The following is a 20,421-nucleotide window of genomic DNA, read 5'->3' as shown; positions in this document are numbered from 1 at the left end:
TTTCAGGAGAAAATGCATGGCTAAGCAGCTAGCATTCAACGAGGAAGCGCGACGCGCCCTCGAAGCGGGCATTGATAAGCTCGCAAACACGGTGAAGGTCACCCTCGGCCCACTCGGCCGCAATGTGGTGCTTGCCAAGACCTGGGGCGCCCCGACCATCACCAATGACGGTGTCACCATTGCGCGTGAGATCGATCTGGAAGATCCATACGAGAACCTTGGCGCGCAGCTGGCCAAGGAAGTAGCCACCAAGACCAATGACGTAGCAGGCGACGGCACCACCACCGCCACCGTGCTCGCTCAGGCCCTGGTCAAGGAAGGCCTGAAGAACGTCGCCGCAGGCGCCGCTCCGGGCGATGTCCGCAAGGGCATTGAACTGGCTGTGGAGATCGTTTCGGACGCATTGGCCGCTAACGCCGTTGCCGTAGAGGACAAGGTTGCTAACGTAGCCGCGATCTCCGCGCAGTCGGATGAAATCGGCGAATTGCTGGCCAAGGCCTTCAAGACCGTGGGCACCGATGGCGTGATCACCATCGAGGAGTCCTCGACTACCGCTACCGAGCTGGTCCTGACCGAAGGCATGCAGTTCGACAAGGGCTACCTCTCGCCACAGTTCATCACCGACCAGGAGCGCCAGGAAGTTGTCCTGGAAGACGCACTGATCCTGATCAACCCAGCCAAGATCTCCACCGTGGCAGAATTCCTGCCACTGCTGGAAAAGGTCCTGGAAGCGAAGAAGCCGCTGCTGATCATCGCCGAGGATGTCGAGGGCGAAGCCCTTTCCACCCTGGTGGTCAACAAGCTGCGCGGCCTGCTGAACGTGGTAGCCGTCAAGGCTCCAGGCTTCGGTGACCGCCGCAAGGCAATGATGCAGGATCTGGCTATCCTCACCGGTGCCCAGGTTGTCTCCCCGGAACTGGGCCTGTCCCTGGACCAGGTTGGCACCGAGGTACTCGGCTCGGCACGCCGCGTGACCATCACCAAGGATTCCACCACCATCGTTGATGGCGCTGGCACCGAGGAAGATGTCGCAGAGCGCGTAGCCCAGCTGAAGGCTGAGCTGAACCGCACCGATTCGGAGTGGGACCGCGAGAAGCTGTCCGAGCGCCTGGCCAAGCTGTCCGGCGGCATCGGCGTGATCAAGGTGGGCGCTTCCACCGAGGTCGAGCTGAAGGAACGCAAGCACCGCATCGAGGATGCTGTGTCCTCCACCCGTGCTGCCCTGGAAGAGGGCATCGTTGCCGGCGGCGGTACCGCCCTGGTTGACGCGCTGGCTTCGCTGGATACCGATGCCCGCATCGCAGCCACCGAAGGCGACGTAGCAGCAGGCGTTGCGATTGTCCGCCGCGCGCTGGTGCAGCCGCTCTTCTGGATCGCTACCAACGCCGGCTTCGACGGTGCGGTAGTTGCTTCCAAGGTGGCGGAGTCCCCAGCCAACGAAGGCTTCAACGCCAAGACCGGTGTCTACGAGAACCTGCTGCACGCAGGCGTCATCGACCCAGTCAAGGTAACCCGCTCGGCACTGCGCAACGCAGCATCGATCGCGGCCTTGGTTCTGACCACCGAGACCTTGGTGGCAGAGAAGGCTGAAGAAGCTGAAGAGGCGCACGGCCACTAGGGTTTAGCCCGTCACCGAAGCATTGCTTCGTGAGCGAAAGCCGCCGTTGGATCCAGGATTTATCTCCTGGATCCAGCGGCGGCTTTTTGTTCTCAGAAAACGATCCACCCGGGGTGACCCAGCTCATTGACACGATAAATGAGTGCGCTCATAATTGAACTCAGTCAAAGATTGATGCCCATTTCATATCCGTACAGGAGATCTTCCATGCACGCGTTCGTTCTCGAAAACTACAAGGGTGCCCTGGTGCAGGCCGAGGTCGCTGAACCTGAGTTGGGGGAGCGGGAGGTACTCATCGAGATTGCGGCCGCTGGCGTCAACCAGCTTGACGAGAAGATCCGCGCAGGCGAATTCAAGGCAATCCTGCCATACAAGATGCCGCTGGTTCTCGGCCACGACGTCGCCGGGACCGTGATCGGGCTCGGCTCAGGAGTCCGCGGCTTTACGGTAGGGGACCAGATTTTTGCCCGCCCTCGAGATCATCGGATCGGAGCTTTCGCCCAGCGCATTGCCGTGAATGAAATGGATATTGCGAAGACGCCTGTCTCCATCGATCTGGTGCAAGCGGCCTCGCTGCCCCTGGTTGCACTGACTGCGTGGCAGGCACTAGTTGAGCGGGGAAATCTGCAGCCGGGGCAGCGAGTACTCATCCACGCTGGCGCTGGCGGCGTCGGAACCATCGCCATCCAGCTGGCCAAGCACCTGGGCGCTTACGTCGCGACAACAGCGTCGGCGACGAACGCCGAATTCTTGCAGGATCTCGGAGCCGATGAAATCATCGACTACAAGACCGAGGATTTCCAGGTAAGTATCTCGGGCTATGACCTGGTGCTTGACAGCCTGGGCGGCGAAACGCTTGCCAAGTCGCTGGGAGTCCTGCGCCCTGGAGGGAAGGTCATCGGCATCTCGGGTCCGCCGACTCCGGCATTCGCCAAGGAAGCAGGGCTGAATCCGGTGATGGGCTTGGCGGTCCGCGCGCTAAGCCGGTCAGTTCTCAAGAAGGCCAAGAAGCTGGGTGTCGGGTACGAGTTCCTCTTCATGAAGCCCAGCGGCCAGCAGCTGCGAGGCATTGCCGAACTGGTGGACTCCGGGGTCCTGACGCCCGTGGTGGGCCAGGTCTTCGGTTTTGCGCAAACTGCAGAGGCCCTTGAATCGATGGAGGCTGGTGGCCGGCGCGGCAAGACCGTCATCTCCATGCAGCAGAAGTAAAGCGAGCGCGTTCGCCTGGGCGGTGGGCGCGCTTTGCTCGTCAGTGGGGGAGGATTGCAGCAATCTGAGCGCGGATGCCCCGGGCGACTTCAGCTGTGGCCAGTGCCGGGTCCGCAGCAGTAGCCATCGCCAGGAACTGGATGGAAGTGATGGCCCGCGCAATCGTGGCTGCCTCCGGCGCCTCCAGATTCCTATGCGTGCCCAGGAGCTCGGCAATCGCCTGTTCGGTCAACGCCGCTATGCGCAGGGCTTCGGCATGATGCGGTTCCGCCGAATCGCCAAAAACCATTTCGCGCAGATAAAAGCGCCCGTTGTCGACATGCTTCCGATTGCAGTCGATGATCGGTACCAAAAGGGCCATGGTTGCCTCCAGCGCGGTCTTTGCTGATTTAGAGGCCTCGATGCCTTGCTCCAAGGAGCGTTCGTAGCGGTGGTTCTGCACCATGAGCAGCAGCTCGGATTTGGACTTGGCGTAGAGGAAAAGGGTTCCGGTTCCGATATCCGCCGCGTCGGCGATCTGCTGCGTGGTGACCTCATCGACACCGTGTGCCGCGAAGAGTTCGCTGGCCGCGGAGATGATCCGTTCAAGCTTCTGCTGCTTGTTGCGTTCGCGTCGTCCTGGCATAGGAGTTGAAGACGTCACCCGGGAGCCCCTCGGCTAGAACTGATCAGAGTTATTCATGAGTCTAATCAAGAAAGCTGCTGTTTCAGAATGCGCGGATTGACTTCGCTCACCTGGCCAAGCAACAATTTGCCGCCGTGCCGACGATGGCTGGGCGGCAAACCGCCGTGGAACTTTGCGCCAGTTCTCGAATTTCGACAGCTAATCCTGAGCAGGTCAGGCCAATACGGTCAATCTATATACGCTGCTTTACAGCGGCAGCAGCGTCAACTCGCACGGTGTGGCCATGGCGAATTGATAAGATGGTTGGTTGTCTGACGTGAATCAAGTAGAAAACGCCGAGGACAATAACCTGTCCCCGACGAAAGCGCAGCCAGTGAGCCATACCTTGGATCAGTCTCGGACCAGCACCCAGCGTGCCGGTTTCCGAGTTGATTTGCAGGGACTTCGCGCCCTCGCAGTCCTGCTGGTGATGTGCTACCACATCTGGTTCTCCCGGGTCTCCGGCGGTGTGGACATCTTCTTGATGCTCTCCGCTTTCTTCCTCACTTCTTCCACCGCACGGCGCATCGCCCGCGGGCAGCGCCCGCCTCTGCTCGACGGCTGGCTGCATCGATTCTCGCGCCTGATACCGCAAGCGGCGGTAGTCATCATTGGCGTGGTCATCGCGGCGTGGATCATCCTGCCTAGTACGCGCTGGCTGGAGCTGATCGACCAGTCCAATGCCGCGCTGTTCTACTGGCAGAACTGGTACCTCTCGGATCACCAGGTGGACTACTACGCCTTCAACACAGCCGCCGCCTCGCCGCTGCAGCACTTCTGGTCCCTGTCTGTCCAGGGACAGATCTTCATCATCTGGCCGCTGGTTCTTGCCGGCAGCGCACTGCTCTGGAAGAAGTTCTTCTCCCGGCACAGCTTCGCCGCCGTAGCAGGCGGCGCCTTCGGAGCCATCTTCCTCGGCTCGCTCGCGTATTCCATTCACATCACCGCCACCAACCAGCAGGTGGCCTACTTCCACACGGGCGCGCGCCTATGGGAATTCGCCCTCGGTTCGCTGCTCGCCTTGGCATTGCCGTGGCTCTCCAGCCTGCCCGAGAAGATCCGCCGCATCGGAGGCTGGGCCGGCCTGGCCACCGTCATAGGCAGTGGCGCCGTACTGGATGTGCAGGGGCAGTTCCCGGGCTTCATGGCTTTGGTGCCCACGGTCGCCGCCGCCTTGGTGATCTCGGCTCCGGCACCGCGCAGCTGGGCCAACCCGTCGGGCCTGCTTTCCTTGCCCCCGCTGGTAAAGCTGGGCGACCTGTCCTACGGCATGTACCTGTGGCACTGGCCGTTGCTGGTCTTCTACCTTGAGGTCTCCGGGAACGAGAAGGCCTCCTTCGCTGCCGGCAGTGTCTTGATTCTTGCCTCGATTCTCGCTTCATGGGCTACCACCAAGTTCGTCGAGAAACCGGCCATCGCCTGGCAAGCCAGTGCCAGCTTCTCGCGCCTGATTCCGCAAACCGGGTTCAAGCTCATTGCCCAGTTTGCCGTGGTCGCTGTGGGGCTTGGCGTAGCCAGCCTTCCGGTGATGGCCTGGGAGAACAACGTCGAGCACCGCAGGGCCATGGCCGCGGCGCAGACCGCCACCGACAACCCCGGGGCCAACGCTGAAGATGACTGGGATCCGTCACCTGCGGCTTTGACCCTGCCGCTGGCGACCGAACTGGATAGCGAATGGCAGACTCCCGGCGATGTCTGCGAAGGGGCGAACGCTCCAGATGACGAGCGCATCCACTTCTGCGAGCAGGGCGGCACTTTCGACGGGGGAGCGCCGGACCTGGTAATGCTGGGAGATTCGCACATGCAGCACTGGTCTGCGGCGGCTTCGGCAATGATCGAGGAAGCTGGCGGCAGCTGGATCTTGGTGTACGAACCGGGTTGCCGCTACGGCTCCGATGCTGACCGCGTGGAAGAAGCCTGCTCCGGTTTCCAGGACGCGGCGCAGGAATACGTAGCGGATCTGGCTCCGCAGATGGTGCTGACCACGGCCAGCAAGACCGTAGCGGACCCTGATGACATGCTTCGCAGCCCGGGGGAGCAGGAGATCCTGGTGGACAACTACGCCGAGATGATCCAGCCGCTGCTCGATGCCGGAAGCCGGGTCATCGCGATGCGCGATACCCCGCGCTATACCTACTCCATTCCGGAATGCGTGGATTCGAACAAGGGACTTCCTGCCAACTGCGATGGTTCGGCCGGCTACGCCTTGAACAGCGTGAATCCAGTGGAGCAATTCCTGGATTCCAATGATTATGGCGACCAGGTTGTTTCCCTGGACATGACGGGGTTGCTCTGCCCCGAGGGGGTCTGCAAAGCTGTCATAGGCAACGTCTTGACGTACCTGGATGATTCGCACCTGTCCAAGACCTTCGTGCTCAGTGCCAAGCGCCAGTTCGCTTCTTCTTTCAAGGAAGCAACAAACTGGGAATAAATCACCCCTGATGCGGGATGGGGCATGAGGTTGAACACAGTGCGCCAAGAAGGAATAACCGGAACGCCAAAAGAGCTCTACCATTTAATCAACCTCCGCTGTCGCCCCGAAAGGTTCCCCCGTGACTGAGTTCAACCCCTTTGCCTTTGAAGGACTCACCTACGACGACGTTCTGCTGTTGCCTGGCCCGACGGATGTGATTCCTTCGGAGGCGGACACCACCACCCGCTTCACCAAGCGCATCAACATCCACGTGCCCATCAGCTCCGCTGCAATGGACACGGTGACCGAAGCACCCATGGCAATCGCGCTGGCACGCCAGGGCGGTATCGGCGTGATCCACCGCAACCTTTCCATTGAGTCCCAGGCCAAGCAGGTTGACCAGGTTAAGCGCAGCGAGTCGGGCATGATCACCGACCCAGTCACTGTGCACCCGGGTGCCACCTTGGCTGAATGGGATGAGCTGTGCGCTCAGTACCGCGTCTCCGGTCTGCCAGTGGTAGATGAGAACCGCAAGCTGTTGGGCATCATCACCAACCGCGACACCCGCTTTGTTCCTCGCGAACGCTACATGACCACCAAGGTCTACGAAGTGATGACCGGCATGCCGCTGGTTACCGCTCATGACGGTGTAGCTCCAGAGAAGGTAATCGAGCTCCTGTCCAAGAACCGCATCGAGAAGCTTCCACTCATCGATAACGACGGCAAGCTCACCGGCTTGATCACCGTCAAGGACTTCGACAAGGCCGAGCAGTACCCGCTGGCGACCAAGGACGACGAAGGCCGTCTGCGTGTTGCAGCTGCTGTTGGCTTCTTCGGCGAAGGCTACGAGCGTGCCATGACCCTGATCGACGCCGGAGTTGACGCACTGGTTGTCGACACCGCCAATGGCCACTCGCAGGGCGTGCTGGAGATGATTGCACGCCTGAAGAAGGATCCAGCGGCCGCGCACGTGGACATCATCGGCGGCCAGGCAGCCACCTATGACGGTGCCAAGGCACTGATCGATGCTGGCGCTGACGCCATCAAGGTCGGCGTTGGCCCGGGCTCCATCTGCACCACCCGCATCGTTGCCGGCGTGGGCGTTCCCCAGGTTACCGCTATCTACGAAGCAGCCAAGGCAGCTATTCCAGCTGGCGTTCCATTGATCGCTGACGGCGGCCTGCAGCACTCGGGCGATATCGGCAAGGCCCTGGTGGCCGGCGCCGACTCGGTCATGCTCGGCTCCCTGCTGGCAGGTACCGCTGAGTCCCCAGGCGATCTGGTCTTCATGGGCGGCAAGCAGTTCAAGGCCTACCGCGGCATGGGCTCGCTGGGCGCAATGGAAACCCGTGGCAAGAACACCTCGTACTCCAAGGACCGCTACTTCCAGGCTGACGCGCCATCGAACGAGAAGCTGATCCCTGAAGGCATCGAAGGCCAGGTCCCTTACCGCGGCCCGCTGTCGGCTGTCACCCACCAGCTCGTGGGCGGCCTGCGCCAGACCATGTTCTACGTTGGCGGACGCACCGTTCCCGAGCTGAAGGCACGCGGCAAGTTCGTCCGCATCACCGCAGCAGGCCTGAAGGAATCGCACCCGCACGACATCATGATGACCGTTGAGGCACCGAACTACCGTTCGCGCTAAGGCTCATCTGATGCGGAAAACCCCATCACCACTGGCGCATTGCCAGAGGCGATGGGGTTTTTCGCATCTCTGCTAGCTGATTCAGGAGGCCAGCCAGCCACCGTCGACGTTGAGCATCTGTCCAGTGATGTACCGGGATGCTTCCGAAAGCAAGAAAACCACCGGTCCGGCAAAGTCATCAGTGTGCCCCAGCCTATTCATCGGGATCCGTGAGAGAATTCGTTCTCTGTCTGCCGGTTTGGCCAGGAGATCTGAAGTGAGCTGCGTTTGGACGTATCCGGGAGCAATGCCGTTCACGCGGATGCCTTGTTGCGACCATTCCCGGGACAGCGCGCGGACAGCTCCGAGTACGGCTGACTTCGACATGACGTATGGTGCGACATTGGGCAGCCCAATGGTGCTTGCCAGGGAGCAGAGGAAGACGTGGCTTCCGACCGCGCTGCCGCGGGAGATCTCCCGCCGCGCGATCTCGGTGCTGAGGAACAGAGGGGCTTCGGCATTGACCTTCTGTACCCATCGCCATTCCTCAGGATCCAAATCGATGGCCTGCTTGCGCAGCTGCACACCCGCAGCATGGATCACGGAATCAACCGGACCGTTGCCTTCGGCAAGGTCTACAAGTTCATTGGCTTTGCCGGTTTGCGCTACATCCCAGGTATAGGTGTGCAGGCGTTGCCCATCGAGTCCGGCAAGCTGCCGTGTTTGCTCCAGCTGGGACTCCGTGCGGGACACTGCGCTGACACGTGCGCCGGCTTTGACGGCTGCCAGTGCCATAGCCTGCCCGATGCCGCGGCCAGCTCCGGTCACCAAAACGTGACGGTTGGCCAGTGAAAACTGTTCAAGACTCATGGGAATTCCTTGTTTGCGTGCTCGTTAGAAAATGTAGGTGGGCAACAGCAAGATGAAGAGGAATACCGCACCGCTGATGACCAATGAAACAAAGGTGTACTTCAAGATGGATCTCACTCCGAGCCCCGCGATCGCCAAGATCGGCAATGCGAAGAACGGCTGGATCATGTTGGTCCAGGTGTCGCCGTAACCGATTGCCATGATGATCAAGGCGGGATCCGTGCCCAAGGCGTTGGCCGCTTCGATGAAAATCGGTCCCTGAATGGCGAATTGGCCGCCACCACTGGGCACGAAGATGTTTACCAAGCCGGCGGCGAGGAAGGCGACAATCGGCAATGAGTTCGCGTTGGACATCGAGATGAACGCATCGCTGAGCACGGTGATCAGTCCCGTCGTTGTCACGATCCCCAGGATGCCGGCGTACAGCGGATACTGCAGCAGCACTTCGCCGGTGACTGTCGAAGCGTTCTTGATCAGCCCGGCCAACGCTACAGGGGAGTCAACCAGCAAGAGGATGATCGCGAGCATCGACCAGTTCACGATGTCGAAGGTCAAAACGAAGCCCAGGCGCATGAAGTGCCCGACGATGAAGACGCTGAGCAGTAGTCCCAGTCCGGTCGTGACGTAGCGCTTGGATTCAATCCAATCTGCCGGGCTTTCCGGTTTCCCAGCTTGACGGGCCTCCGTCTGGGAATCCGGGTTGCTGAGCGGGATCTCCAGGATCTCCTCGTCGGTCTTAGGCCGGGACATCACCATGCCGATGACCAGCGCGGGAATCATGATGAGCAGGCCAGTCATATTCCACCAGCTGAAGACCGTTTCCGTAACCGGGACCGGAGCACCCAGGAATTCCTCGATGAAGCTGCCAGGAGTGGCCGAAGTCAGCGGGGCTGCCCCTGAATATCCCATATGGTAGGGAATAAAGCCGGTGTAGGCGGCAGCGACCAACAAAGGGAAGTGGACTTTGATGCCGCGTTCGCGGCAGCTGGTGGCGATACCCTTGGCCAGAATCGCTCCGACGATTAGTCCCAGGCTCCACTGGGCCCAGGACACCAAGCAGGTCAGCAGGGTGACCCAGGCGTAGGCCTGCACCGCGTTCTTTGGAATGCTTGATACTTTCGACAGCACCCCCTGGACCTGGCGGGTATGGGCCAGTGCATGCCCGAAGAGCAGGGCCAGGCACATCTGCGTGATGAAGGCCAGTAGCCCTGTCAATCCTTCGCCCCAAGCATTCACCACGGCGACCGGAGACGAGTCGGTCATCGTCAAGGCCATGAGCATCACGATCAACGTCAGCAGGACGGCGAATACCATTGCTGAGGGCATCCATCGTTCGACAAGACGAGTCACAGGCTTCATTGCGGTTGTGAGCATCGTGCACCTCCAAGAGTAGGCCGATCAATTTGCTGGAGAGGAATATGACTGCCGTCACATCCTTTCGAGGACGCTACTAGTGCGGTTCGGCATTAAGCAATCGTAAGTGGCTAGGCGTCCTATCTCCGGTTGCACCCGGTGCTTCAGGTGCATGAATAAGGTGATTCAGAAGATTTAGCTTTTGAAGCTTAATGTTGCTTAACGTATTTCCATGCCATGTAATGGTGATCACAAGCATTCGCAGGTTCTTATCCGATTTCACCAATGGAGGTGCGCGTTGACCACCCAGTCGCATTTATCGCTTCGACCAGCGCGTGTCTCTGCTGCTGCTGTTGCCCGAGCTGCAGGGGTCTCTTCTGCAACGGTCAGCTACATCATGAACGGTCGACCCGGTGCCTCGCCTGAGACCCGGCGCCATGTGCTGAAGGTGGCGAACGAACTTGGCTACCGTCCCGCCAATCATGGGCAGCAGCAGGACCCGCTTCTGACCCGCGTGGTCGGCCTAGTGCTGCCGAACATCGTGAACCAGATGTATACGATCTGGGCACAGCACATCATCAATGCCACCGCCGCGGCCGGGTTCGATGTCTTTGTCGCAACAACGGGGGACGACCCCGAGGCGCTGGATCAAGTTGCTCGTACCCTGGCTGCCCGGAATGTTGATGGCGTCATTATCGCCGCTGCAATCAAGGAAGATTCGCGTTCTCTGAGGACCTTTCGCCAGAAACGAATTCCCTATGTCTGCCTGTCGCGCAATTCCGAGCATCTGCCTGGTGATTTCGTCGGGATCGATGACGACGCGGCTGCGGGGGAACTCATGTCCCACGTTCTGGATCACGGCTATTCGGAGGTGGCCACTGTCATCGGGCCGCGTTCCTCTACTGCGTCTTTGTTGCGCGAACAGGCTTTTGTCCGGGTTGCCCAACAAAGGGGTGTCCGGGTTGCGGGAGAACGCCTGATCAGTACCAAGCTCAGTTCGGAAGGCGGGCAGCTGGCCGCCAAAAGATTGTTCAGCTCGGCGCATCCGCCACGGGCTGTGGTCTGCGGATCGGATGAAATTGCCATTGGTGTCATGGAGCATGCGCTGTCGCTGGGCCTGCGCATTCCACAGGATGTCGCGATCGTCGGCTGTGACGGACTCAGGCACAGCCGCTCGAAAATCATCGGGCTGACAACAATTGTCCAGCCGGTGAAAGACATGGCGGAAAGGTCCTTCGAGCTACTCCTGGAACAGATCGTCGAGCCGCGGAACACCTACAAGCACACGATCTGCGAGCACAGCCTCCATATCGGTAGGACTTGCGGGTGCCCTGCTACAGGGCGAATGCCTGCCCTCTAGCTCACCACTAGACATTCTCAAAGCCAAGGGCCTGGTGCCCTCTACTCGTCATGCCTGCATGCGGAAGGAACTGACCGTGCAAACTACCAACGCGACACGTCGGATGCGCTCACCGGAAATGCTCAACAAGCTGATTTTCCGGCGCATCATGCCGCTGCTGATCGCAGCCTATGTCATGGCTTTCATTGATCGCACGAATATCGGCATGGCCAAAGACCGGTTGGAAATCGATCTGGGTATCTCGGCTACAGCGTACGGCGTGGGTGCGGGGCTGTTCTTCTTGACCTACGCGCTTTCGGAGATTCCCTCAAACCTGATCATGCACAAGGTCGGCGCACGGTTCTGGATCATGAGGATCATGATCACTTGGGGAATCCTGTCTGCCTGCATGGCACTGGTCCAGGGGGAGTGGTCCTTCTATATCCTGCGCATGCTGCTGGGCATCGCTGAGGCGGGCCTATTCCCGGGAGTCATCTACTTCATCACCCAGTGGTTTGTCGTCAAAGACCGCGCCCGGGCCAACGGACTCTTCTTGCTCGGCGTAGCCCTGGCGAACGTCATCGGGGCGCCGCTGAGCGGCCTGCTGCTGACTATGGACGGCGTTGGCGGGTTGCACGGATGGCAGTGGATGTTCATCATCGAGGGGTTGCCAGCGTGCTTCTTGGCTATCGCAGTTTGGAAACTCCTGCCCAACAAGCCCACCGAAGCTAAATTCCTCACCCAGGCCGAGGCCGAGGACTTGGAAGCGCGAATCGCGGCTGAGGAAATCGCCGGCGCGCAGGCTGCTGGAAATTCCAAGCTTCTCCATGTTCTCAAGGACAAGCAGATCCTGTTGGTCGTTGCGATCTACTTCTCCCACCAGATCGCAGTCTACGCATTGAGCTTCTTCTTGCCTTCGATCATCGGTACATACGGAGAGCTATCCACCATCCAGATCGGCTTGCTCACCTCGATACCGTGGGTCTTCTCTGCCGCAGGCGCCTTGCTGATCCCCAAGCTTGCCACCAATGGCTCGCGATCGCGGATCGTTGCCAGCGCAACCATGACCGGCATCGTTGCCGGGTTCACCCTCGGTGCGCTTGGCGGACCGGTGCTCGGACTGATCGGCTTCTCGCTAGCCGCGTTCAACTTCTTCGCGTTGCAGCCGATCCTGTTCACCTACCCGGCAACCCGCCTTTCCGGTGCGACTCTGGCTGGCGGCATTGCTTTCGTGAACACCGTCGGGCTGTTCGGCGGATTCCTTGGTCCCTACATCATGGGGCTGATGGAAGAAGCTACTGGAAGCAAGATGTCGGGCCTCTGGTTCATTGTCGCGATCTGCGCCGTTGGCGCACTGCTCACTCTCAAGCTCAAGCAAGGCACCGAGGATCCCGCTAAAGCCGCTGTGTCCGGCCACTAGGCATCTAACTAAGGAGCAACGAACTCTAATGAATACCCATAACATGAAAATGGACTTTGACGGACTCCGGGTTCTCGTCACGGCTGGAGCTGCGGGCATCGGCCTGGCGATCGCTCAAGAGTTCAGGAACCATGGCGCACAAGTCTTCGTTACGGATATCAATCCTGAAGCAGTGCGTGCCGCCGCGTCGGCGGGTTTTGCCGCCTCCGTGAGCGACGTGTCGGATGAAGATCAGGTACGTGGATTGCCCGATCAGATCCAGCAGTCTCTAGGGGGACTGGACGTCCTGGTGAACAATGCCGGAATCGCCGGTCCTACCGGGCCTATCGAGACTCTTGAATCCGAAGATTGGATGACGACTTTCGATATTAATGTCCACGGACAATTCTTCTGCATCAAGCACTTGCTCCCGTTGCTGCGCCAGTCCACCCGCGGATCCATCATCAACTTGTCCTCGGCCGCTGGCCGTCTGGGCATGGCAGGTCGGAGTCCGTACTCGGCATCGAAATGGGCAGTGATCGGGCTGACCAAGACGCTTGCCATCGAGCTCGGCGGTGAAGGAATCAGGGTCAATGCCATCTGCCCGGGGGCAGTCAATGGCCCGCGCATCCAATCCGTCATCGAGGCGAAGGCGCGAATGCTCCAGCGTCCGGTGGACGAAGTCTCCGATCTGTACCACGCGCAGTCATCGCTCAACAAGCTGGTCGAGGCCGAGGACATCGCCAATATGGCGGTGTTCCTGGCCAGCCCGATGGCACTTCGGATCAACGGCCAGGCCATGGCAGTCGATGGCAACACCGAGAAACTGTACTAGGAAGGCGTATTGTGAAAAACAAGCGAAAAGTCATCATTACCAGCGCTGTCACCGGCGCTATCCATACCCCCAGCATGTCGCCGCACCTGCCGGTGAGCGCCGATGAGATTGCCGAAGCTGCGCTTAGCGCCGCCAAGGCTGGCGCGGCCATAGTCCACATGCACGCGCGTGATCCCAAGGACGGCCGCCCATCTCAGGATCCCAAGCATTTCGAACCGATCTTGGAGAAGCTCAAGAACGGCACCGACGCCATCGTCAACATCACCACCGGTGGCTCCCCGCATATGACCGTCGAAGAACGCATGCTTCCGGTGGCAACCTTCGAACCTGAACTCGCTTCGCTCAATATGGGATCAATGAACTTCGGACTGTATCCCATGCTGGACCGGTTCACGGAGTTCGAACACGATTGGGAACGAGAAGGCCTGGAAAATTCACGGGATCTGGTCTTCAAGAACACCTTTGCCGATATCCAGAGGATCCTGGAAATCGGTAACGCCAATGACACCCGGTTCGAATTCGAATGCTACGACATTTCCCACCTAAATAACCTGAGTCACTTCCACCAGCGCGGCCTGGCCCGTGGCCCGCTTTTCGTGCAGTCGGTTTTCGGTCTGCTCGGCGGCATCGGGGCGCATCCGGAAGACTTGATGCATATGCGCCGCACGGCTGACCGCCTGCTGGGGGAGAACTACGAATGGTCCATCCTCGGTGCAGGCAAGAACCAGATGCCGTTAGCTACCATTGGAGCGGCCATGGGATCGCATGTACGTGTTGGGCTGGAAGATTCCTTGTGGATCGGACCGGGGCAGCTCGCCGCTTCCAATGCCGAGCAAGTGACCCGTATCCGGACCATACTGGAAGCACTGAATTTCGAGGTCGCGACTCCCGAGGAAGCCCGGGAGATGCTGGAGCTCAAGGGGCGCGACAAAGTCGGTTTCTAGGCGCCAAATGCCTTCGGCCTGAATAGCAGCACAAAATCAAACAGACTCGAGGCTCCATCTGTCCTGCCCCATGCAGGCATAGATGGAGCCTTGTTTTGTCCTAGTCCCAGTTTGACGCCGCGCATTGGCGCGCGCCGTGGCGTATCCAATCCCACTAGAACATCGCGGGACTCGCTCGCCGCGGACACGTAGACTTGTTCGATGGCGGCGCTTCCCTGCGCGTGCGGGAAACCTCGCGCCAATGCGCCGGTGACGGAAGGACAATCAGTACATGGGCCAGCCAGCCAACCTGAAGAAGCAAACCCGACAGCGTATGGAACGCACGGGGGAGAGCTACACCACCGCGCGCAAGAACATCTTGGCCGGCAAGCCTGAAAGCCCTCGGGCCGCTCGCGCTGCCGCCGCACGCGACTACGCCAAGGAAGCACGCGAAAAGGCCAAGGCGCAGGAGCAGAAAGGCAAGAACGCTCCGGCTGCTTCGCCAGCTGACGAACTGCCTGAGTACCCAGCGCCAAAAGATGTCATCCAGTACGATGCTGCGCTCTGGCACCGAGTCCTAGTCCAAGCTGGCGTCACCAACAAGCACACCGGCGAACCGCTGAGCCAGGCATTGCTCGCTGGCCTTGCCGGCGGTATCGGCTTCATGGCTTTTACCCATGAAGGCGGCGAAGAGACTGCAGTAACCTTGGTGACCCGCCACAACCCGGAACCCTATACACAGAACCTGCTGGCTCGTTGCGGTGCTACGGTGACCGAACGTACCACCGGCTCAGCCGAACGCGCTGTCGAATACATGGACGCTGCCCTGGACGCAGGCCGCACCGTGGTGGTTCGCGTGGCAATCAGCGCGCTGCCATGGATTGACGGCAACACGGTTGATGAGGCCGAGACCCTGGATCTCGTCGTCGTTGGCGAGCACAAGAAGGACCTGATGGTAGATGACGGTTCAGGTGCGCTGAACCTTATTAGCCCCAAGGAACTGGCCATCGCCCGTGCGATGCGCAAGAAGGAAAAGCACTGGCAGGCATGGATCCCGTCCTCGCGCTCGCCGAAGGCCGAGACCCTGGCCGCCAATGCTGTCGAGGCGATTGGGGAAACCACCGCTCGCCTGCTGGGCACCAGCGAGCTTTCCGGGGTTCCAGTGCACTTTGCCAAGAACTTCGGCATTACCGGCATGCGCACCTTGGCCACGCGACTGCGCGATAACGAGTCCAAGACCGGTTGGTCCCAGATCTTCGCAAGCCAGCAAGCGCTGGCCAACGGCTTGGACCAGCTCGCAGGTTTCTTCTCCGACACGCGTTTCAGCGGCGAGGGCGCGTTGCGCGGCCTGTACGCGGAGTTCCTTTCGGAAGCGGCGGAACTTCCAGGCCTGGCGGCGCTGGCAGCTCACGTAGATGCTTACCGGCAGCTCTCCACCCAGTGGGATGAGTTCGCGGACCTGATTGATCCAGAGACCGAGTTCGCCAAGCGTGCTGAGCACTTCGCCGTATTGGCTGACGCGATTGAGCGCATTGCCGATTCTGAAGAGCAAGCCGCCACCTCCTTGGCCGTGACCGCCAAGAAGCTTGCATCCAAGGCAGCCAAGTAAACCTGGCTCAACATAGGCCCTGCCATCCGGTGATCTTACTCACCGGCCGGCAGGGCATTGTTGTCCCGGTGTGCCACTTGCGGCCCCATGCGCCAGAGCCAGCGCAGAAACATCGCCTAAAGCCAATGCGCTATCAAAAGCGGGATTATCCGGGAATCTTGATAACCTAGTTAGGTGAGTAACGAGATTGAGATCGGCCGCGGCAAGCGGGCAACTAAGGCATATTCCCTGGACGACGTAGCGATCGTACCGAATCGCCGTACCCGTGATCCGAAGGACGTATCGGTGTCCTGGCAGATCGACGCCTTCCAGTTCGACACCCCTATCCTGGGCGCACCAATGGATTCGGTGACCTCCCCATCTACTGCAATCGCCTTGGGCAAGCTCGGCGGCCTGGGCGTGCTGAACCTCGAAGGCCTGTGGACCCGCTACGAGGACCCGGAAGCAGTGCTGGCTGAAATTGCCGGCCTGGAGTCCGAGGCGGCAACCCGCAACGACCCGAAGATCACCGCAAAGCTGCAGGAACTGTACTCGGCTCCCATCCAGCCTGAGCTGATCACCTCGCGCATCTCCGAGATCCGCGACTCCGGCGTTGTCGTTGCAGGCTCGTTGACCCCGCAGCGCACCCAGGAGCACTACAAGACCGTTGTCGCTGCCGGCGTGGACATCTTCGTCATCCGCGGCACCACCGTTTCGGCCGAGCACGTCTCGAAGACCACCGAACCGCTGAACCTCAAGCAGTTCATCTACGAACTCGATGTCCCAGTGATCGTGGGCGGCGCAGCAGGATACACCCCGGCCATGCACCTGATGCGCACCGGTGCAGCCGGCGTGCTCGTTGGCTTCGGTGGCGGCGCGTCCTCCACCACCCGCCGCACTCTGGGTATCCACGCGCCGATGGCTACTGCCATCGCCGACGTTGCAGCCGCACGCCGCGACTACATCGAAGAGTCCGGCGGACGCTATGTCCACGTCATCGCCGATGGCGGCATGGGGAACTCCGGCGACATCGTCAAGGCCATCGCCATGGGCGCCGACGCAGTGATGCTCGGTACCGCACTGGCCCGTGCCGATGAAGCACCAGGCGCCGGCTACCACTGGGGCATGGAAGCAGTTCACGAGGCCAGCCCACGTGGCGACCGCGCCAAGGTCGGCACCGTCGGCTCGCTGGAGAAGGTCCTGCACGGCCCATCGCACGAGACCAACGGCACCTCGAACCTGGTTGGCGCACTGCGCCGCTCGATGGCCACCACCGGCTACTCGACCCTCAAGGAATTCCAGCGCGTCGACGTCGTGCTGTCCCCATACGAATCCGATCGTTTCTAGCGGATCCTGATCTGGCCCCGCTCTTCTTTCGAAGGGTGGGGCCAGTGTCGTTTAAGCGCTTGGTCTCAACGAATGAATAAGCAAGTTGGTTCCACCAGCGGAAAATAAGGCAACAGGGCTAATCTCACGCCATCGCATTTCGAGTTCTACGCCAAATAGAAGTACCGTTAGAGTGTGCTTAAAACCGCTCTGAAGCCCAAATGGATCGGCGCCCTCTTTGCCGCGCTAGCTCTCGCCACCGGATTCGTTCTCTTGTCCGGATGGCAGTTCGGCGCCTCCGAAACCGAGCCGCCGGTCAAGATCGACAAGACCGAGAAGCCGGTCGCGCTGATCGAGCATCAGGAAGTCGGCAAGGAGCTGCTGGGCATCAAGGCAGACCAGATCGTCACCATGGAGGGCGAATTCGTCCCCGGCACCGATCAGCTGATTGCGCCTCGGCTGAATGGCGATCAGCGCGGTGTCTGGGTCATCACCCAATTCAAGGTCGAGGGCGCGGCCCAGGACGCCGGTATTGCGGTGGTACGCGGCTGGCAGCCTGAAGCAACCAAGCCAGCTCCGGCACCTGAAGGCGAACTGGAGATCACCGGGCGCCTGCTGCCTAGCGAAGGCCCGGAATTCCGCGAAGACCTGCGCAGCGCAACGCTGCCAACTCTCGCCTCGGCACAGCTGGCGAACATCTGGGATTCGGTCCTCTTTGAAGGATTCGTCACGGCCCACGAAATCACCACGGCCAAGGGCGAGACCGTAGCGCAGCCGGGCCTGGATATCGTCGACGTCGGTCCGCAGCCCCAGGAAGCGCAGATCAACTGGCTGAACGTTTTCTACGGCTTGGAATGGGTCCTCTTCGCAGGGTTCGCCATCTTCCTCTGGTACCGCATGGTGCGCGATGATCACCAGCGGGATCTTGACGAGATTGCTGAGCGCGCTGCCGAAACACATATCACGGGCGGCAACGCCACCCAAGCTGGAAACAGCAACGAATAGCATTTCACGCACACCGCACTTCTTACCGAAATCGGAAGGAATCACCAACGATGTCCAGCACCACCCCGGCACCGAAGCCCCGGAAATTCGGCGGCACCCCTAAGCAGATCCGTGCAGCCGCAACCTTCTACAAGGTCTTCGCCTACATCACCGGCGTGATGCTGCTGCTGCTCGTGCTGGAAATGATTTTCAAGTACTTCTGGTCCTTGGAACTCTTCGTGGGTGGCACCTTGGTAGATGGCACCTCCAACGCCGTCGGCATGTACAACCGCGCCGAGGTGGCCGGGGGACTGAACCTCTCGCTGGGCATCCTGATCGCCCACGGCTGGCTATACGTGGTGTACCTCTTTGCCGACTTCCGCCTGTGGACCTTGATGCGCTGGCCGTTCATGCGCTTCATTACGATCGCCCTCGGCGGCGTCGTCCCGTTTCTTTCCTTCTGGACCGAAGCCAAGGTGCACGCAGAAGTAGACCGCGAGCTGGCCGCGCATCCAAAGGCCGCCAAGCGCTACTGACACGTGGCCGCATTCATTGCCAAAGGGCAGATCCGTTCATCGAAAATGAACAGATCTGCCCTTTGCCTTTGCCAAAAATCCACTAGGTGACGCTGATGACATCACCTTGGCTGTTTCGCGCGCAGTGAACCGCGTAGACTGTAACGGTGACTACTGCTCCCCTCAATCCAGAACATAAGCCGGTTCTGGTCGTCGACTACGGGGCCCAATACGCGCAGCTTATCGCTCGCCGCGTACGTGAGGCCCGTGTGTACTCGGAGATCGTTCCGCACACCCTGTCCACCGAAGCCATCCTGGCCAAGAACCCTGCAGCGATCATCCTCTCCGGTGGTCCTTCCAGCGTTTACGCCGATGGCGCCCCTTCCGTCGGGGCTGACCTGTTTGAAGCCGGCGTGCCGGTCTTGGGCATCTGCTACGGCTTCCAGGCCATGGCTAACGCCTTGGGCGGTACCGTGGCCGAAACCGGCCTGCGCGAGTACGGCCGCACCGCAACCAACTTTGAGGGCGATGCCCGCTCCATCCTGGCAGGTGCCGCTCAGGCCCCTACCGTCTGGATGAGCCACGGCGACTCCGTCTCCAAGGCCCCAGAAGGCTTCGAAGTGCTGGCCACCACCGCTGGTGCTCCGGTTGCCGCTTTCGCAAATGAAGCAAAGCGACTGTACGGCGTGCAGTGGCACCCAGAGGTGAAGCACTGCGAGTTCGGCCAGGATGTCCTGGAGAATTTCCTGTACAACGGTGCTGGCCTGAAGGGCGACTGGACCGCTGACAACATCGCTGACGAGCAGATCGAGCGCATCCGCGCCCAGGTCGGCACCGGCAAGGCCATCTGCGGCCTGTCCGGCGGCGTGGACTCCGCTGTTGCAGCTGCCCTGGTGCAGCGCGCCATTGGCGACCAGCTCACCTGCGTGTTCGTCAACCACGGCCTGCTGCGCGAAGGCGAAGCCGAGCAGGTTGAGAAGGACTTCGTAGCTTCCACCGGCGCCAAGCTGTACATTGCCGACGAGCGCGAGCGCTTCCTGACTGCTTTGGACGGTGTCACCGACCCGGAGACCAAGCGCAAGATCATTGGCCGCGAATTCATTCGCGCCTTCGAAGCAGCGGAAGCGGCGATCATCGCCGAGGCCGCTTCCGAGGGCGAGCCAGTGAAGTTCCTGGTCCAGGGCACTTTGTACCCGGACATCGTCGAATCCGGCGGTGGCGAAGGCACCTCGAACATCAAGAGCCACCACAACGTGGGCGGCTTGCCAGAGGACCTGGACTTCGAGCTGGTTGAACCACTGCGCACCCTGTTCAAGGACGAGGTCCGTGCAGTGGGCCGCGAGCTCGGCTTGCCTGAGGAAATCGTTGGCCGCCAGCCATTCCCTGGCCCAGGCCTGGGTATCCGCATCATCGGTGCCGTCAACGAAGAGCGCCTGTCCATCCTGCGCAAGGCTGACGCGATCGCTCGCGCCGAGCTGACTGCTGCAGGACTGGATGACGAAGTTTGGCAGATGCCAGTAGTGCTGCTCGCTGACGTACGCTCGGTAGGCGTACAGGGCGATCACCGCACCTACGGCCACCCAATCGTGCTGCGTCCGGTTTCCTCCGAGGATGCCATGACCGCTGACTGGTCGCACCTGCCATACGATCTGCTCTCGAAGATCTCCAACCGCATCACCAACGAGGTAGATGGGGTGAACCGCGTGGTGCTGGACGTTACGTCCAAGCCACCTGGAACCATCGAGTGGGAGTAAATCCCCA

General features: G+C 60.5%; 16 protein-coding genes. 13 read left to right on the top strand and 3 right to left on the bottom strand.

The window, feature by feature from the left end; translation table 11 throughout:
• The first annotated feature begins 16 nt into the window (after nt 1-16).
• Nucleotides 17-1,618, top strand: a complete 1,602-nt coding sequence (gene groL, locus ACWICV_RS05680; protein ID WP_105657612.1) for a chaperonin GroEL — start codon at nt 17-19, stop codon at nt 1,616-1,618.
• A gap of 207 nt (nt 1,619-1,825) precedes the next feature.
• The gene (locus ACWICV_RS05675; RefSeq protein ID WP_454090622.1) at nt 1,826-2,827 is read left to right on the top strand and encodes an NADP-dependent oxidoreductase; all 1,002 of its coding nucleotides are present in this window, start codon (nt 1,826-1,828) and stop codon (nt 2,825-2,827) included.
• Nucleotides 2,828-2,867: 40 nt separating this feature from the next.
• Here the strand turns inward: ACWICV_RS05675 and ACWICV_RS05670 are convergent, their stop codons facing one another.
• Nucleotides 2,868-3,452, bottom strand: a complete 585-nt coding sequence (locus ACWICV_RS05670) for a TetR/AcrR family transcriptional regulator (protein ID WP_400288470.1) — start codon at nt 3,450-3,452, stop codon at nt 2,868-2,870.
• A 316-nt stretch (nt 3,453-3,768) separates the two neighbouring features.
• Between ACWICV_RS05670 and ACWICV_RS05665 the strand changes: the two genes are divergently transcribed.
• Nucleotides 3,769-5,922, top strand: a complete 2,154-nt coding sequence (locus tag ACWICV_RS05665) for an acyltransferase family protein (RefSeq protein WP_454090969.1) — start codon at nt 3,769-3,771, stop codon at nt 5,920-5,922.
• 121 nt (nt 5,923-6,043) lie between these two features.
• A complete protein-coding gene (gene guaB / locus ACWICV_RS05660) occupies nt 6,044-7,549 on the top strand; it encodes an IMP dehydrogenase (protein WP_454090623.1) in 1,506 nt (501 codons plus the stop codon).
• Between the two features lie 81 nt (nt 7,550-7,630).
• On the opposite strand, the gene ACWICV_RS05655 is transcribed toward guaB, so the two are convergent.
• Nucleotides 7,631-8,398 (bottom strand): SDR family NAD(P)-dependent oxidoreductase, encoded by a 768-nt coding sequence (locus ACWICV_RS05655; RefSeq protein ID WP_105657607.1) that lies wholly within the window; start codon nt 8,396-8,398, stop codon nt 7,631-7,633.
• 24 nt (nt 8,399-8,422) lie between these two features.
• Nucleotides 8,423-9,757 carry a short-chain fatty acid transporter gene (locus ACWICV_RS05650; protein ID WP_388022969.1) on the bottom strand — a complete coding sequence of 445 codons (1,335 nt, stop codon included), beginning with the start codon at nt 9,755-9,757 and terminating at the stop codon, nt 8,423-8,425.
• A 292-nt stretch (nt 9,758-10,049) separates the two neighbouring features.
• Here ACWICV_RS05650 and ACWICV_RS05645 point away from each other — a divergent pair, with 292 nt between their 5' ends.
• The 9 genes from ACWICV_RS05645 (at nt 10,050) to guaA (ending at nt 20,414) form a co-directional block, all read left to right on the top strand.
• The gene (locus ACWICV_RS05645) at nt 10,050-11,111 is read left to right on the top strand and encodes a LacI family DNA-binding transcriptional regulator (RefSeq protein WP_286134196.1); all 1,062 of its coding nucleotides are present in this window, start codon (nt 10,050-10,052) and stop codon (nt 11,109-11,111) included.
• Nucleotides 11,112-11,187: 76 nt separating this feature from the next.
• A complete protein-coding gene (locus ACWICV_RS05640) occupies nt 11,188-12,510 on the top strand; it encodes an MFS transporter (protein ID WP_332731638.1) in 1,323 nt (440 codons plus the stop codon).
• A 28-nt stretch (nt 12,511-12,538) separates the two neighbouring features.
• The gene (locus tag ACWICV_RS05635; protein ID WP_286134194.1) at nt 12,539-13,324 is read left to right on the top strand and encodes an SDR family oxidoreductase; all 786 of its coding nucleotides are present in this window, start codon (nt 12,539-12,541) and stop codon (nt 13,322-13,324) included.
• 11 nt (nt 13,325-13,335) lie between these two features.
• The gene (locus ACWICV_RS05630; protein WP_454090624.1) at nt 13,336-14,268 is read left to right on the top strand and encodes a 3-keto-5-aminohexanoate cleavage protein; all 933 of its coding nucleotides are present in this window, start codon (nt 13,336-13,338) and stop codon (nt 14,266-14,268) included.
• 271 nt (nt 14,269-14,539) lie between these two features.
• A complete protein-coding gene (locus tag ACWICV_RS05625) occupies nt 14,540-15,856 on the top strand; it encodes a BtrH N-terminal domain-containing protein (RefSeq protein ID WP_454090625.1) in 1,317 nt (438 codons plus the stop codon).
• A gap of 174 nt (nt 15,857-16,030) precedes the next feature.
• Nucleotides 16,031-17,182, top strand: coding sequence for a GuaB3 family IMP dehydrogenase-related protein (locus ACWICV_RS05620; RefSeq protein WP_448937656.1), 1,152 nt, complete (start codon nt 16,031-16,033; stop codon nt 17,180-17,182).
• Between the two features lie 174 nt (nt 17,183-17,356).
• A complete protein-coding gene (locus ACWICV_RS05615; protein ID WP_454090626.1) occupies nt 17,357-18,166 on the top strand; it encodes an SURF1 family cytochrome oxidase biogenesis protein in 810 nt (269 codons plus the stop codon).
• Nucleotides 18,167-18,216: 50 nt separating this feature from the next.
• Nucleotides 18,217-18,681 carry a DUF3817 domain-containing protein gene (locus ACWICV_RS05610; protein ID WP_105657600.1) on the top strand — a complete coding sequence of 155 codons (465 nt, stop codon included), beginning with the start codon at nt 18,217-18,219 and terminating at the stop codon, nt 18,679-18,681.
• 146 nt (nt 18,682-18,827) lie between these two features.
• Nucleotides 18,828-20,414, top strand: coding sequence for a glutamine-hydrolyzing GMP synthase (gene guaA, locus ACWICV_RS05605; RefSeq protein WP_105657599.1), 1,587 nt, complete (start codon nt 18,828-18,830; stop codon nt 20,412-20,414).
• Nucleotides 20,415-20,421 lie beyond the last annotated feature (7 nt).

The organism is Glutamicibacter sp. NPDC055354 (genome assembly GCF_053644955.1).
This window is presented reverse-complemented; position numbering and strand designations above follow the sequence as displayed.

Coding starts and splice junctions, on each gene's coding strand:
- ACWICV_RS05655 (WP_105657607.1), bottom strand. CDS start 8,398: ATGAGTCTTGAACAGTTTTCACTGGCCAACCGTCACGTTTTGGTGACC.
- ACWICV_RS05635 (WP_286134194.1), top strand. CDS start 12,539: ATGAATACCCATAACATGAAAATGGACTTTGACGGACTCCGGGTTCTC.
- ACWICV_RS05670 (WP_400288470.1), bottom strand. CDS start 3,452: ATGCCAGGACGACGCGAACGCAACAAGCAGCAGAAGCTTGAACGGATC.
- groL (WP_105657612.1), top strand. CDS start 17: ATGGCTAAGCAGCTAGCATTCAACGAGGAAGCGCGACGCGCCCTCGAA.
- ACWICV_RS05610 (WP_105657600.1), top strand. CDS start 18,217: ATGTCCAGCACCACCCCGGCACCGAAGCCCCGGAAATTCGGCGGCACC.
- ACWICV_RS05650 (WP_388022969.1), bottom strand. CDS start 9,757: ATGAAGCCTGTGACTCGTCTTGTCGAACGATGGATGCCCTCAGCAATG.
- ACWICV_RS05675 (WP_454090622.1), top strand. CDS start 1,826: ATGCACGCGTTCGTTCTCGAAAACTACAAGGGTGCCCTGGTGCAGGCC.
- ACWICV_RS05625 (WP_454090625.1), top strand. CDS start 14,540: ATGGGCCAGCCAGCCAACCTGAAGAAGCAAACCCGACAGCGTATGGAA.